This is a genomic window from Glycomyces lechevalierae (genome assembly GCF_027622945.1).
GTDB classification, from domain to species: Bacteria; Actinomycetota; Actinomycetes; order Mycobacteriales; family Micromonosporaceae; genus Glycomyces; species Glycomyces rutgersensis.
In genome coordinates, this window is record NZ_JAPZVQ010000005.1 from 276,987 (window position 1) to 290,578 (window position 13,592).

A 13,592-nucleotide genomic window follows, 5' to 3' on the forward strand; every position below is an offset into this window, starting at 1 on the left:
CAACCGCCCCCCCCGCCCGGGGGGCGGCGCGCCCCCCCACCACGCCGGCGGCCCGGGGACTCCACCCGGGGCCGCCGTCTTTGCTTCTCTTACGCGTTCGCTTCGAGTTCACGGCGCACGAGGTCCGCGGTCTCGATCGAGTTGAGGGCCGCGCCCTTCATGAGGTTGTCGCCGACGACGAAGAACTCCAGGGAGTTCGGGAAGTCGAGCGACTGGCGCACGCGGCCGACCTGGGTGCCGCTCCTGCCGACCGAGTCGATCGGCATGGGGAAGACCATGTTCTGCGGGTCGTCGACGAGGTCGACGCCCTCGGCGGCGGCGAGCACGCGGTGCGCCTCAGCGACCGTGACTTCGCGTTCGAAGGTCGCGTGCACGACCTGCGAGTGGCCCACGGCCACCGGCACGCGCACGCACGTCGAGGCGACCTTGAGGTCGGGCAGGCCGAGGATCTTGCGGGACTCGTTGCGGACCTTCAGTTCCTCCGAGGTCCAGCCGTCGTCCTTCCAGCCGCCGATCTTCGGTACGACGTTGAGCGCCAGCGGCGCCCCGAACGGCGCGTTGAAGTCCTCGCCGAGGACCGCGCGCACGTCGCCGAGCTCGGTGCCGACCTTGTCGACGCCGGCGAGCTTCTGGATCTGCGCGTACAGCGCCTCCAGGCCTTCCTTGCCCGAGCCCGAAGCGGCCTGGTAGGAGGCCACGGACATCGACACGAGCCCGAACGCCTCGTTCAGCGCCGCCAGGGACGGAATGAGCGCGAGGGTCGTGCAGTTCGCGTTCGCGATGATCCCCTTGGGCCGCACCGCGGCCGCCTCCGGGTTGGCTTCGCGGCATACCAGCGGCACGTCCGGGTCCATCCGGAAGTAGCCGGACTTGTCGATGACGACGACGCCCTTCGCGGCCGCCACCGGCACCCACTCGGCCGAGACCTCGTCCGGCAGGTCGAAGTGGGCGATGTCGATGCCGTCGAAGACGTCGGCGCTGATCGCCTGCACCTCGATGCTCTCATCCCCCACCGACAAGACCTTGCCGGCCGAGCGCGGCGACGCGATGAGGCGCACCTCGCCCCAGTTGCCGCGCTCCTCGGCGATGAGCCGCCGCATGATCGATCCGACGACGCCCGTGGCGCCGACGATCGCGACGTTCAGCTTGCGCGCCATGCTTATCGCCCCGTCCCGGCGTAGACGACGGCCTCTTCGGCGCCGCCGAGCTCGAACTTGTCGTGGACCGCGCGCACCGCCGCGTCGAGGTCGGTGTCGCGGCAGACCACGGAGATGCGGATCTCCGAGGTCGAGATGATCTCGATGTTCACGCCAGCGTCGGCGAGCGCCTGGCAGAAGTTCGCGGTCACGCCCGGGTGCGAGCGCATCCCGGCGCCGATGAGCGAGATCTTGCCGATGTTCTCGTCGTAGATGAGCTTCTCGAACCCGATCGACGCCTGGTGCTTCTTCAGCGCCTCGGTCGCCTTCGGCCCGGCCTCCTTGGGGAGGGTGAACGAGATGTCGGTGTGGCCGTTGCCGGCGGTCGACACGTTCTGCACGATCATGTCGATGTCGATCTCGGCGTCGGCGATCACCTGGAAGATCGAGGCCGCGGCGCCGGGCTTGTCCGGGACGCTGGTGACGGTGATCTTGGCCTCGGAGCGGTCGTGCGCGACGCCGCTGATGAGTGCTTGCTCCACGGGCAGCTCCTCCATGTAACCCGACACCATCGTGCCGGTCTTGGTCGAGTACGACGAACGGACGTGCAGCGGGAGCCCGTAGCGCCGGGCGTACTCCACGGCGCGCAGGTGCAGGATCTTGGCGCCCGAGGCGGCCATCTCCAGCATCTCCTCGAAGGTGATCGCGTCGAGCTTCTGCGCGTTCGGCACGATCCGCGGGTCGGCGGTGAAGACGCCGTCGACGTCGGAGTAGATCTCGCAGACGTCCGCTTCCAGCGCTGCGGCCAGCGCGACGGCGGTCGTGTCCGAGCCGCCGCGGCCGAGCGTGGTGATGTCCTTGGTGTCCTGGCTGACGCCCTGGAACCCGGCGACGATCGTGATGAACCCCTCGTCGAGCGAGGAGCGGATGCGTCCGGGCGTGACGTCGATGATGCGGGCGACGCCGTGCGCGGCGGTCGTGATCATCCCGGCCTGGGACCCGGTGAACGACCGGGCCTGGAAGCCGAGGTTGTTGATCGCCATCGCCAAGAGCGCCATGGAGATGCGCTCGCCGGCGGTCAGCAGCATGTCGAGTTCCCGGGGCTCCGGCACCGGCGAGACCTGGGCCGCGAGGTCCAGCAGCTCGTCGGTGGTGTCACCCATGGCGGAGACGACGACGACCACGTCGTCGCCGCGCTTTCGCGTCGCGACCACTCGTTCGGCGACGCGCTTGACGCGTTCGGCATTCTCCACCGATGAACCGCCGTACTTCTGCACGACTAGCGCCACGGATTTCACCTCACTCGCTCGTGTCTCAGGTCACTCGAAGCCGCCCTTGCCGGGGCGGCCACCTCACCTTAGCTGCGCATACCGGTGTGTCGCCAGGTCGTTCTGGGTGGTGAGACAGAGAATCGGGCAGTGGCATGGACAAGGACGCGCAAGACAGTGGCGGCGCTCACGCTCACCGCGGTGCTCGGGGGCTGCGGGACGGCGACGGCCGTCGACACGCCCGAGGAGGCCCCGCGGCGCCCCAGCGCCCAGGCGAACCTGATCGGGCGCGTCAGCAAGGCCCTCGACACGACGTTCACCGCCGAGTACGAGTGGTCCGAGGGCGGCGTCGTCACCGTGTGGGCCGCCGCGGACGGCACGTGGCGGGTGGACGTGCCGAGCTGGGCGCACGGCGGCACCGTGGACGTCACGGTCGCGTGGACCACCGGCGGGTTCTTCCAGTGCGCGGCCGGGCGCTGCGTCCGGATCGCCGGGATCACCGGCGAGATCCCCAAGGACTACGACCCGAAGGTGCAGCTCCCGTTCATCGAATGGCTCCCGCAGCTCCTCGACCGGCACCTGCCGTTCGCGATCTCGCAGGACGGCGACTGCTTCACCCTCACGCCGAACACGATCGTCGTCGACCCGCCGATCCCGGCGGGCGAATGGTGCCTCGACGCGGACGGGACGATCCTCGGCGTCGAGAGCAAGTCCTTCGGGACGCTCGAGCTCGCCGGGCCGCCCGCCGAGGCCGTCGCCACTGTCGAGCTCCCGGGCGAGCCGAGCGACGCCGAACCGTTGGGCCGCAAGGCGCCTCCGGCGCCGACCCCCACGCCCGACCCGTCCGCGACACCATCCGGGACTCAGTCGCCGGGCGCGACCGGGACGCCCGCTCCGGCCGAGACGCCCTCGCCCGCACCGTCGCCCGCGGAGTGAATCGAGAGTAAGGAAGGCGACACGAGCAGGCGCGGAACACCCCGCGCGTGGCACCATGAACGATGGCGAGCGACGACGCCGCTACAACGCGGCGCGCACTGTGCCGCGACTTGACTGCAGACGCGCCCCCGCCGGGACACCGGCGCCCGGCAGCGCCGTGCGAGACCCGCAACCGAAGGAACGCGCATGACCGCACCGACTGATCCTTACCACCTCCGCCACGCCCAGACCGCGGTCCCCATCCACCCGCTCCTCGCCGCCCGCCACTCCACGCGCGCCTTCACGCCGGGCGTCGACCTCACCGACGCCCAGGTCGCGGCCCTTCTCGAGGCTGCCCGCTGGGCCCCGAGCGCCGGCAACACGCAGCCGTGGCGGTTCCTCCTCGCCCGGCGGGACACCGGCGAGTTCAAGCGCGTCCTCGAGACCCTCAACCCCGGCAACCGCGACTGGGCCGCCAGCGCCTCCGCGCTGCTCGTGGCCGTCCGCACCGACGCCAACGACAGGGGCCCGCTCTCGCACGCCGCCTACGACCTCGGGCAGGCCATCGCGCACCTGACGTTCCAGGCCGCCGCCGAAGGGCTCACCGTCCGGCAGATGGGCGGCTTCGACGCCGCCGCGCTCGCCGCCGAATTCGAGCTCGCCGCGCCGCTCGTGCCGACCACCGTCGTCGCGATCGGCCTGCCGGGCGACCCGGCCGACCTGGACGACGCCGTCGCGGGCCCCGACCGCGCCCCGCGCGCCCGGATCGCGATCGACGACCTGCTCATCCACCCGTGATGCGGCCGTGGGACGCGCCGCACCACGGTGCGGGCGTCCCACGATGCGGGCGTCGAAGTCGACCGGAGTCACACCGCCGGTGTAGGCTCTCGGGGTCATGCGGTTCACGATGCTCCTTAGCTGCCGCGGCGGGGCCAACTAGGTCGGCTCCTCGTCGCGGGTTTTCGCATGCCGGCTGGCTCAGGCAATCAACGGCTCAGACCACCAGCGACATCTCACAGGAGCATCCGACGTGACTTCTTCTTCTTTCGCAGACCGCGCCAAGCGCTACCAGCCGTACCACTCCCAGTTCAAGGTCGATCTGCCCGACCGCACATGGCCGGACAAGATCACCGACACCGCGCCGATCTGGTGCGCGGTCGACCTGCGCGACGGCAACCAGGCCCTCATCGACCCGATGACCCCCGACCGCAAGAAGAAGATGTTCCAACTGCTGGTCGACATGGGGTACAAGGAGATCGAGGTCGGCTTCCCCTCCGCGTCGCAGACCGACTTCGACTTCGTACGGCAGCTGATCGAGCAGGACCTGATTCCTGACGACGTCACCATCCAGGTCCTGACCCAGTGCCGCGAGCACCTGATCGAGCGGACCTTCGAGAGCCTGCGCGGCGCCAAGCAGGCCATCGTCCACTTCTACAACTCGACCTCGACGCTGCAGCGCCGCGTCGTGTTCGGCCTGGACAAGGACGGCATCACCGACATCGCCACGCAGGGCGCGCGGCTGTGCCTGAAGTACCGCGAGATCCACACCCCCGACACCGCGATCCGCTACGAGTACTCCCCCGAGTCGTACACCGGCACCGAGCTGGACTACGCGGTCGAGGTGTGCGCCAAGGTCGCCGAGGTCATCCAGCCGACCCCCGACTGGCCCCTGATCGTCAACCTGCCCGCCACGGTCGAGATGGCCACCCCGAACGTGTACGCCGACTCGATCGAGTGGATGCACCGCAACCTGCCCAACCGCGAGTCGCTGATCCTGTCGGTCCACCCCCACAACGACCGCGGCACCGGCGTGGCCGCCGCCGAGCTGGCCGTGCAGGCCGGCGCCGACCGCGTCGAGGGCTGCCTGTTCGGCAACGGCGAGCGCACCGGCAACGTCTGCCTGGTCACCCTGGGCCTCAACCTGTTCAGCCAGGGCGTCGACCCGGGCATCGACTTCTCCAACATCGACGAGATCAAGCGCGCCGTCGAGTACTGCAACCAGCTGCCGGTGCACGAGCGGCACCCGTACGCCGGGGACCTGGTGTACACGGCGTTCTCCGGTTCGCACCAGGACGCCATCAAGAAGGGCTTCACGCACCTGGAGGCCGACGCGGCCGAAGCGGGCGTCCCGGTCGACGAGTTCACTTGGGGCGTACCGTACCTGCCGATCGACCCGAAGGACGTCGGCCGCAACTACGAGGCCGTCATCCGCGTCAACTCGCAGTCCGGCAAGGGCGGCGTCGCGTACCTCATGCAGAGCGAGTACGGCTTCGACCTGCCGCGGCGCATGCAGATCGAGTTCTCGGGCGCGATCCAGCGGCACACCGACGCCTCCGGCAAGGAGGTCTCGACGCAGGAGATCCACGAGATCTTCCGCCGCGAGTACCACCCCGAGTACCAGCCCACGCCGCGCCTGGTCGTCGAGGACCACACGACCGTCTACACGGGAGAGACGCTGACCCTGGACGCGCACATCGTCCTGAACGGGGTCGAGCAGAAGGTCTCCGGCACCGGCAACGGCCCGCTCTCGGCCTTCACCGACGCCCTGTCCTCCGTCGGCGTCAACGTCGAAGTCCTGGACTACGCCGAACACGCCCTGTCCGCCGGCCAGCACGCCCAGGCGGCTTCCTATGTGGAATGCGCCATCGACGGCCGGACCGTATGGGGCGCAGGCGTGCACCCCAACATCGTCCTGGCCACGATGCGAGCGGTGGCGAGTGCCTACAACCGCGCGTAGCAAGGTTGTCATGCGCACAGCACCGCGCATAGCAAGGTTGTCATTGGCGCAGCACCGCGCGTAGCAGTCTCTGAACAATATTGTTGAAAGGGCCGCAGGCGAAACCGCCTGCGGCCCTTCAATATTCAAAGAGTCCGAACACGCGAGAGCCGGGGCCGCGGTCTCGCGAGTGACCCTGCGCAGCAGCGACTCTGGTACAACAAGGCGGTGACCTCCGTTCGCAAGTACCTTCGCGCCCTGTGGATCCGTCTGGTCGCGGGCTCGCCGGGCCGGTTCAGGCGCGAGTGGGAAGAACGGCCGCCGATGCCGCTGGCGGCGCATGTCCTGGTCATGCTCCTCGCGGCGCTCGCCGTTCTGGCGGGCCTGCTCTGGTTGCTCACCAGCGACCGGACCTCACCACTGACCGCGGCTCGGACCGACCAGATCACCTTGGAGGTCATCCGGCTCGCCTTCTATGCGGTGGCCGGCATCGGCGGCGTGATCGCCCTGACCGTGGCCTATCGCCGCCAGCGGCTCAGCGAGATCGAGGTCGACCGCGAGGACGCGAAGCTCTACAACGAGCGCTTCGCCGCCGCCGCGGACCAGCTCTCCTCGGAGCGGGCCGCCAACCGGCTCGCCGGGGTCTACGCGATGGCGGCACTCGCCGACGAATGGGGGCCCGGCCGCCAGACCTGCGTCAATGTCCTGTGCGCCTACCTGCGGATGCCGTACGAACCGCCGCCTCGCCGCAACGAGCGCGAGGCCGCGGGCGCCGACCAGTTCAGACCGGTGCTCGAGGAGCGGCTGGTCCGCAAGACCGTGGTGTCGGTCCTCGCGGAACGACTCCGGGCGGCACCGGTCCACGGCCGCACCTGGCACGGATGCGACTTCGACTTCACCGGCGCGACTTTTGACGAAGGCGACCTCAGCCGGACCGTGTTCACCGGCTCGGTGACCTTCTCCTACGCGCGGTTCCCGTTCGCCACCTTCGACCTCAGCGACGCGAAATTCATGGGCCGGGTCGACTTCAGCAATGCCCGCTTCCTCGGCGCCGCAGTGGATTTCAGCGGATCGCACTTCCTCGGCGAGGTCGATTGCAGCGGCATCGCCGTGTCAGGCGGCGAGGTGCGGTTCCGCTACGCCGCCTTCACAGGCGAGTTCGTGTCGTTCAGCATGTCGGACTTCGCGGGCGGGACGGTCCTGTTCGAGGGCTGCCGGTTCGGTCCCGACACCAAGGCGACCTTCGTGAACAGCCAATTCTCGGGTGCCTATCTCGATTTCAGCTACGCGGAACTCGAAGGCGCGAGGCTCGATTTCGGCCGCGTCGCCTCATGGGAGCACCCGCCGCACTTCGACGACTTCCCCGACGGACCGCCGAGGGGACTGCGCCTCCCCGAATACCGGGTCTGAGCACGGGGCGGATCGATGAATTAGGCTCGCTGGACGAGCTTGTTCCCTGGAGGTATGCCATGTCCGTCGCTTTCGTCTCCGGTGCTTCGCGCGGTCTCGGGGCCGTCATCGCGCGACGCCTTGCCGCCGACGGGTTCGCCGTCGCGGTCAACTATGCGAAGGGCCGCGAAGGCGCAGAGCGGGTCGTCGCCGATATCCGCGAGGCGGGCGGGACCGCTGCGGCGTTCGGCGGAGACGTGACCGACGAGGCTGCGGTGGCCGAGTTGATCGAGCGGGTCCGCGCGGAGCTCGGGCCGGTGACGGTGCTCGTGGCCAACGCGACCGGCCCTCAGCCGGAGGTCCCCGTGGACCGGCTCGAATGGCAGGACCACCTGGATCAGTTGGCGTTCTTCGTGAAGAGCCCGACCCTGCTCCTGCGGGCCGTGCTCCCGGACATGCGCGCGGCCCGGCGCGGCCGGGTCGTCCAGATCGGCTCGGACATGTTCGAGCGCGCGCTGCCCGGCTTCTCCGCGTACAACGCCGCCAAAGGCGCGCAGTGGGGTCTGACCCGTACTTGGGCGCGGGAGCTCGGGCATGAGGGCATCACCGTCAACCTCGTCGCGCCGGGCTGGGTGCCGGTCGAGCGGCACGGCGAGCTCTCGGACGCCGACCTCGCCGGGTACCTCTCCGAAGTTCCCTTGGGCCGCATCGGGGAACCCGCGGACGTGGCCGCCGCGGTCGCCTACCTCGCGTCTGACGACGCGGCGTTCGTGACCGGTCAGCGGATCACCGTCAACGGCGGGCACAACATGGACTAGCGCTCACTTCAGCGCCAGGTCCGCGACGACAGCCAGATGGTCAGTACCGTCGATCCCGGTGAACGACACCGAGTCGGCTTGCAGGCCATCGGTGGTGAACACATGGTCGATCTGCGCCCGCAGCGGTGCGGGCGCGCTCGCCGGCCAGGTGCCGTGCAGGCCTTCGCCGCTCGTCGCAGCGGCGTCCGCGCAGCCGTCCACGGCGGCGCGGAGGGCGCTGTGGTCGAGGGTCGCGTTGAAGTCCCCGGCGATGACCGCGCCGTCGGACGCGGCGCAGAACCGTTGGAGCCCTTCGAGGTCGCCGCGCCAGCGCCCGGTCGAGAAGGGCAGCGGCGGGTAGGCGTGGAACGCGACGAACCGGAGCGAGCCGAGTTCGCCGCCGGTGACCTCCATGGTCGGGAACGAGCCCGAGATCGACGGCTCGACCGCGACCGCGCCGAGATCGGTGCGGTACAACACCGACACCGCGCTCACCGGCGAATCCGCGACCTGCAGGCTCGACCCCGCGTACTCGTCGCCGAGCGCCGCTTCCAGTGCGGCCCGATATTCTTCGCCCGCTTCGGGAAGCGCCACGAGGTCCGCGCCGCTCTGCTCGATAAGCGCGGCGACCTGGTCGACTGAAGCGTTGCCGCCCTTGACATTGATGGTCGCGACGATGAGCGAGCCGGTGGACCCGCCCTTCATCGTCGGGTCGGCGATCGCGCGGTGGGCGATCGACACGGCCGCGACGAGGCAGGCCAGCAGACCCGCGCAGGCGGCCCAGCGGACGGCCGGGCGGCGGACGAACAGCAGGCCCGCCCCCGCGATCGCAAGAGCGGCAACGAGAACGGGCCTGAAGGCGACGAGCTGCGCGAACGGCGTCCAATGGTCCAAGCGGACCACGTCCGGCAGGACCACGAGAGCGGCCGCGACGAATCCGAGCATCGCGGCCGCGGCATGGCGGCGCCTCCGCGGCCGTGCGGGCGCTTCGGCATCGCGCTGTTCGCTATCGGTTCGCTGCACTGGATCGGCCCCTCCCGCAGAGTGCTAGGACAGGCCGGAGTCTACGAGCCCGAGCGGCGCAGGCCCGTCATTCCAACGTGCTGAGCGTGCCTTCCATCGCGCGTTGACGGCAGCGGTCCCTCGCCTCCCCCTCCGAGTGGGTCGCGTCGCCGATGATCCGGCCGTCATGGTTGTTCGCGAGGTCCATCAGCTTCTCCTCGAAGGGCTGACCGGGTTTCTCCTCATGGGCCGTCGCCACGGCCTCGGCCTGTTCGAAGTCGATGCGGTCCACCATGAGCGCGTTCCAGTAGCAGTGGCGGAACGCGTCCGCCTTGCCGTTATGCATCGAGTCGTGCGTGAAGTTGCCCCAGTTGACCTCCTCCACGGTGGCGGCCTCGGCGTCGGTCGCGGCGCCCTTCGCGGTGCCGCAGTCGATGGGGCCGACCGCCCAGACGCAGTCCCAGATCTCGCCGAGGTCGGACCCGTAGTCCTCCTCCTCGTGCTCGATCGTGGCGGTCGGCGTCGCAGCGGCGTACGCCGGTGCGGCGGTCCACGCGGCGGCGGCTATGGCGCCGATAGCGGCTGCGGTCATGATCTTGGCGGCGGGCATGGGCATTGCGGCTCCTCGAGCGTGCGGTTCCTGGATTTCCAGGCCTCATCCTCGGAGAGCGCGGGCTCCTCCGCCGCGAGAACGCGAAATTCGCTCCCGCGACGGTCGGATACCCGATAATCCGGCGGCCTCGACCCCCGGCTTGAGCATCTTCTGCACGACCGGCGGGGGCGCTTGCATGGCGCCGCAAGCCGAACGCGGAGGCAAGCGGGTCAAGGCGACCCACGCCGAATACGCCCAGTAAGCCGCCAGCAGTGTCACGACCAGCGTCGCCGGGCCCCCGAGGACGACCGCGCTCCAGAAGCCGACGGCCGCCGTCAGCGCGTAACCGGTGAACGCGGCCGGGTACCACCCGACCGCCGCCCGGTGATACCGCTGCGAGCGGACCTTCAACTCAAGGAACCCGGGCATGTTGAGCATCATGACCGCGCCCGCCGCGAGGAACGCGACCGCTTCGTGCCCCGGCCCGGCGCGGCCGAACTCCGGCCGCGAGACGAGCACGAACATCAACCAGAGCAAGGCCGCGAAGTAGGCCAGGAGCAGGACCGTGTTCACCACCGACATCACCTGGGCGGCGCGGCGCAGCTCGCCGAACCGCAACCGGTGCGGGCAGCGCTCCAGCCGGAACCGGTCGGGCTCGGGCAGGACCGCGTACAGGCCCGGGTCGTGCCGCAGCATCGCCCGGACCGCGGTCGCATACCCCGGGTACGTCCGGCATGAGTCGCGGCCGTACAGCACCTGCCGGAACCAGAACAATTGCCACAGCACCACCGCGAACGGCACCGCGAGCAGCGGCGCGGCGTAGAGGCGGGCGACGATGACGAACAGCGCCACCGCGATCAGGAACATCAGGAACCCGACCGAGGCGGCCACGATCGCCGCGTCATGCGGCCGGTGCGGCCGCCGCCACGCGGACGCGAGCGCGACGGCACCGAAGGCCAGCAACGCAGTGCCGACCCCCACGAGCAGACCGATGAACGCCGCCGCCCGGTCACCGAGGAGGAGCAGCACAAGCGCGACGATCAACCCGAAGCCGATCACCGTCCAACTCGCGGCGAGCGCCACGACACCGCCGACCCTCCGCACCCGGCCACCAGTGTTCAAGTGCCGGAACCAGAGACGGTGCGCGCACGGGTGGCGATCCGTCCGCGTCACCACCGACCCGGCCCAATCCGGCGAACCGAACGCACCCTCCGCGGCGGCCTCGACCGTGACCGGAGGCTCGTGCCGGCCGGGATCTGAAGCGGCGGAATCCATTGAGGGGCTTACCATCTCAGGCCCTGACCAACTGCTGGATCTTCACCGGCAGCCAAGGGTGGGAACCGCACGTGCCCGGGTGATAGAGCACCGCACGGAAATACCCGAGGACGACCATGACCGCCACCGGCGGCACCCCGAGGAGCAGCACCCACGCCGGAGCGCCGTGCGTCATCATGAACACGGCGATCGCGAACACCGCCAGAGGCGCGATGACGCTCAGGCCCAACGCGATCAGGTCAGGCCGGTGCAGCTGCTTCCAGATCCTCACACAGGCGAGGAAACCGGCGATCAGCATCCTCGTGAGCAGCGCCAGGGCCGCGAACGCGATGAACGAAGTCACCTCCGGCTCAACCATGCTCACGATGGCCGCCGCGACGGCGAACGCCAGGCCCGCGAACCCGAGCAGGCCCGAAGCGAACACCAGCAGCGCCGCGACCGCGAACACGATCTGGTTGGCGCCCTTCAGGTCCCAGACAGTGATGCGGTGCGGGCACTCGACCTGCACGGCGACCGGGACCGGGATCGGTGCGGCGTTCTGGGCGGGCGTCCAGTCGACGCCGCGATGCCCGCTCGGCGCGGCCTCGACGGTGATGAGCGGGTCGGGCGTGACCGCCTCGCGGGAGTTCGTATCCATTTTGGGGCTTTCAAGGGGTTATAGGGCGAGGCCCCGGCCTTGCGGCCGGGGCCGGTTCGCATCCTATCGGTACGCGGAGCTCTGCAGGGAGTACAGCTCCGCGTACGCGCCCTGGCGAGCCATGAGTTCGTCGTGCGTGCCGGTCTCGGCGACCCGGCCCTCCTCCAGGACGACGATGAGGTCGGCCATCGAGACCGTCGAGAAACGGTGGGAGACAAGGACGGTGACGGTGCCGCGCTGGCGGCCGGCGTGGACCTCCTCGGCGAAGCGCTCGAAGAGCGCGTGCTCGGTCTGCGGGTCGAGCGCGGCGGTGGGCTCGTCGAAGAGGACGAGCAGCGGGTCCTTTCGCATGCGGCCCCGGCCGATCGCGAGCTTCTGCCACTGGCCGCCGGAGAGGTCGGTGCCGTCGTCCCAACGCGCGCCGAGGCGGGTGTCGAGACCGGCGGGGAGGTCGTCGATGACGTCGTCGGCGCCGGCGCGTTCCATTGCGGCGCGCACGGTCTCGTCGTCGAATCCGCCCTTGAGGTCGCCGATGCCGACGGTCTCGCGGGCGGTGAACTCGAATTGGGTGAAGTCCTGGAACGTCGCGCCGATGCGCTCGCGCCAGGCGGCCACCTCGAAATCGGTCAGGTCATGGTCGTCGACTTTGATGCGACCGGAAGTGGGCTGGTAGAAACCGGACAGGAGCTTGACGAGCGTGGTCTTGCCCGCGCCGTTCTCGCCGACGAGGGCGACCACCTTCCCGGCGGGGAGGTGCAGGTCGATCTCGGCGAGGCACGGGCGCTCGGACTCGGGGTAGGCGAAGGCGACGCGTTCGAAGGTGATGCCGCTGGTGAGGCGTTCAGGAACGGGCGCGGGTTCGCTTGGGCCGCTGGTCTTCTCGGCGTACTCGCGCAGCCAGGTGACGCGTTCGCCGAGTTTGGCGAGGCGGGCGAGGAACATGGACTGGAAGGCGACGTTCGCGGCCGCCCCGGCGACCATGCCGATGAGGCCGACGAGCAGGACGACGTCCCCGGCGGTGGCCTGCCCGCGGATGGCGAGATAGAGCACGATGCCGATACCGGCGGCCATGCCGATCGCGGAGACGACGCCCTCGCCGGTGGCGAGGCGCGCGGCCTTCCACTGGCCCTTGTTGCGTTCGGCGACGACGGCGGCGCCCGACTCGTGGTGGCGCTCGGCGACGGCCGCCGCGGAGCCGAAGATCCGCAGCTCCTTGCCGGATTCGGCGAGGGTCGCGACCTCGAAGAGGTGGCGGCGCTTGCGTTCGGGCTCGCTCGTGGCGGCGTAGACCTTGTCCTCGATCATGCCGGCCTTGTGGGCGATCGCCATGGCCGCCAAGGCGAGCAGCGGGAACACGAGCAGCAGCGGGTGGACCTGGCACAGGAGGGCGCCGCCGACGATGATCGTGACCACCGCGCGCAGCCATTGGGCGAGCTGGTTGGTGCCGCCGGAGAGGAGCCACCGGTCCTCGCGGATGTGCTGGACCTCGTCGAGGTAGTCGGGGCGCTCATGGTGGTCGAGTCCGGGCGGAGTGCCCATGAGCACCATGAGCTCCCGGTCGGCGGCGCGGTTGGTGTGGTCGAGGACAAGGAACACGAACTTGACGTAGACGAAGACGACCGTCCAGATCAGGGCGATGCCGAGGGCGAGCCCGGCCGCCGCGAGCCAGGCCTCCTGTTCGCGGCCTTGCTGGACGGCGTCGATGATGACCTTGGACAGGTAGACGACGAGGGGCATGAGGGTCGCCTGGACGACACCCAAAGCGATGAGCGCGATGATCGCCCTCGGGTGCGAGCGGTAGCCGACGGCGAGGCCGTTCTTCAAGCCGCGCAGGCGCTTCGCGAGTTTGTCCTTCATGGAGTGTT

Annotated in this window: 12 protein-coding genes; 5 read left to right on the forward strand and 7 right to left on the reverse strand. The window is 69.8% G+C overall.

The genetic code is table 11. The annotated features are described in order from the left end of the window. Positions 1-89: 89 nt before the first annotated feature. Together O2L01_RS11660 and O2L01_RS11665 are read right to left on the reverse strand one after the other, a co-directional pair. Positions 90-1,157 carry an aspartate-semialdehyde dehydrogenase gene (locus O2L01_RS11660; RefSeq protein WP_270122100.1) on the reverse strand — a complete coding sequence of 356 codons (1,068 nt, stop codon included), beginning with the start codon at positions 1,155-1,157 and terminating at the stop codon, positions 90-92. Positions 1,158-1,159: 2 nt separating this feature from the next. After that, positions 1,160-2,425: an aspartate kinase gene (locus O2L01_RS11665; protein ID WP_270122101.1), complete on the reverse strand. Its 1,266-nt coding sequence runs from the start codon at positions 2,423-2,425 to the stop codon at positions 1,160-1,162. 129 nt (positions 2,426-2,554) lie between these two features. Here O2L01_RS11665 and O2L01_RS11670 point away from each other — a divergent pair, with 129 nt between their 5' ends. From O2L01_RS11670 to O2L01_RS11690, 5 genes are all read left to right on the forward strand, one after another. Next, positions 2,555-3,340, forward strand: a complete 786-nt coding sequence (locus tag O2L01_RS11670; RefSeq protein WP_270122102.1) for a hypothetical protein — start codon at positions 2,555-2,557, stop codon at positions 3,338-3,340. 186 nt (positions 3,341-3,526) lie between these two features. Further along, a complete protein-coding gene (locus O2L01_RS11675) occupies positions 3,527-4,117 on the forward strand; it encodes a nitroreductase family protein (RefSeq protein ID WP_270122103.1) in 591 nt (196 codons plus the stop codon). Between the two features lie 232 nt (positions 4,118-4,349). Next, positions 4,350-6,056, forward strand: a complete 1,707-nt coding sequence (leuA, locus tag O2L01_RS11680; RefSeq protein ID WP_270122104.1) for a 2-isopropylmalate synthase — start codon at positions 4,350-4,352, stop codon at positions 6,054-6,056. 207 nt (positions 6,057-6,263) lie between these two features. Next, positions 6,264-7,445, forward strand: a complete 1,182-nt coding sequence (locus O2L01_RS11685) for a pentapeptide repeat-containing protein (RefSeq protein ID WP_270122105.1) — start codon at positions 6,264-6,266, stop codon at positions 7,443-7,445. A gap of 59 nt (positions 7,446-7,504) precedes the next feature. Beyond that, positions 7,505-8,242 carry an SDR family oxidoreductase gene (locus O2L01_RS11690; RefSeq protein ID WP_270122106.1) on the forward strand — a complete coding sequence of 246 codons (738 nt, stop codon included), beginning with the start codon at positions 7,505-7,507 and terminating at the stop codon, positions 8,240-8,242. Between the two features lie 3 nt (positions 8,243-8,245). Here O2L01_RS11690 and O2L01_RS11695 read toward each other — a convergent pair whose 3' ends face one another. The 5 genes from O2L01_RS11695 to O2L01_RS11715 form a co-directional block, all read right to left on the reverse strand. After that, positions 8,246-9,244: an endonuclease/exonuclease/phosphatase family protein gene (locus tag O2L01_RS11695; protein ID WP_270122108.1), complete on the reverse strand. Its 999-nt coding sequence runs from the start codon at positions 9,242-9,244 to the stop codon at positions 8,246-8,248. A 67-nt stretch (positions 9,245-9,311) separates the two neighbouring features. Next, complete coding sequence (locus O2L01_RS11700; RefSeq protein WP_270122109.1) at positions 9,312-9,839, reverse strand: DUF6973 domain-containing protein; 528 nt, start codon at positions 9,837-9,839, stop codon at positions 9,312-9,314. 39 nt (positions 9,840-9,878) lie between these two features. Next, positions 9,879-10,937, reverse strand: coding sequence for a hypothetical protein (locus tag O2L01_RS11705; protein WP_270122110.1), 1,059 nt, complete (start codon positions 10,935-10,937; stop codon positions 9,879-9,881). Between the two features lie 169 nt (positions 10,938-11,106). Then, complete coding sequence (locus tag O2L01_RS11710) at positions 11,107-11,727, reverse strand: hypothetical protein (RefSeq protein ID WP_270122111.1); 621 nt, start codon at positions 11,725-11,727, stop codon at positions 11,107-11,109. A 63-nt stretch (positions 11,728-11,790) separates the two neighbouring features. Further along, positions 11,791-13,584 (reverse strand): ABC transporter ATP-binding protein, encoded by a 1,794-nt coding sequence (locus tag O2L01_RS11715; protein ID WP_270122112.1) that lies wholly within the window; start codon positions 13,582-13,584, stop codon positions 11,791-11,793. Positions 13,585-13,592 lie beyond the last annotated feature (8 nt).

What these genes read in the sequence shown, in the direction of transcription:
- O2L01_RS11700 (WP_270122109.1), bottom strand. Translation starts at nt 9,839, where the DNA reads ATGCCCATGCCCGCCGCCAAGATCATGACCGCAGCCGCTATCGGCGCC.
- O2L01_RS11660 (WP_270122100.1), bottom strand. Translation starts at nt 1,157, where the DNA reads ATGGCGCGCAAGCTGAACGTCGCGATCGTCGGCGCCACGGGCGTCGTC.
- O2L01_RS11715 (WP_270122112.1), bottom strand. Translation starts at nt 13,584, where the DNA reads ATGAAGGACAAACTCGCGAAGCGCCTGCGCGGCTTGAAGAACGGCCTC.
- O2L01_RS11710 (WP_270122111.1), bottom strand. Translation starts at nt 11,727, where the DNA reads ATGGATACGAACTCCCGCGAGGCGGTCACGCCCGACCCGCTCATCACC.
- O2L01_RS11690 (WP_270122106.1), top strand. Translation starts at nt 7,505, where the DNA reads ATGTCCGTCGCTTTCGTCTCCGGTGCTTCGCGCGGTCTCGGGGCCGTC.
- O2L01_RS11675 (WP_270122103.1), top strand. Translation starts at nt 3,527, where the DNA reads ATGACCGCACCGACTGATCCTTACCACCTCCGCCACGCCCAGACCGCG.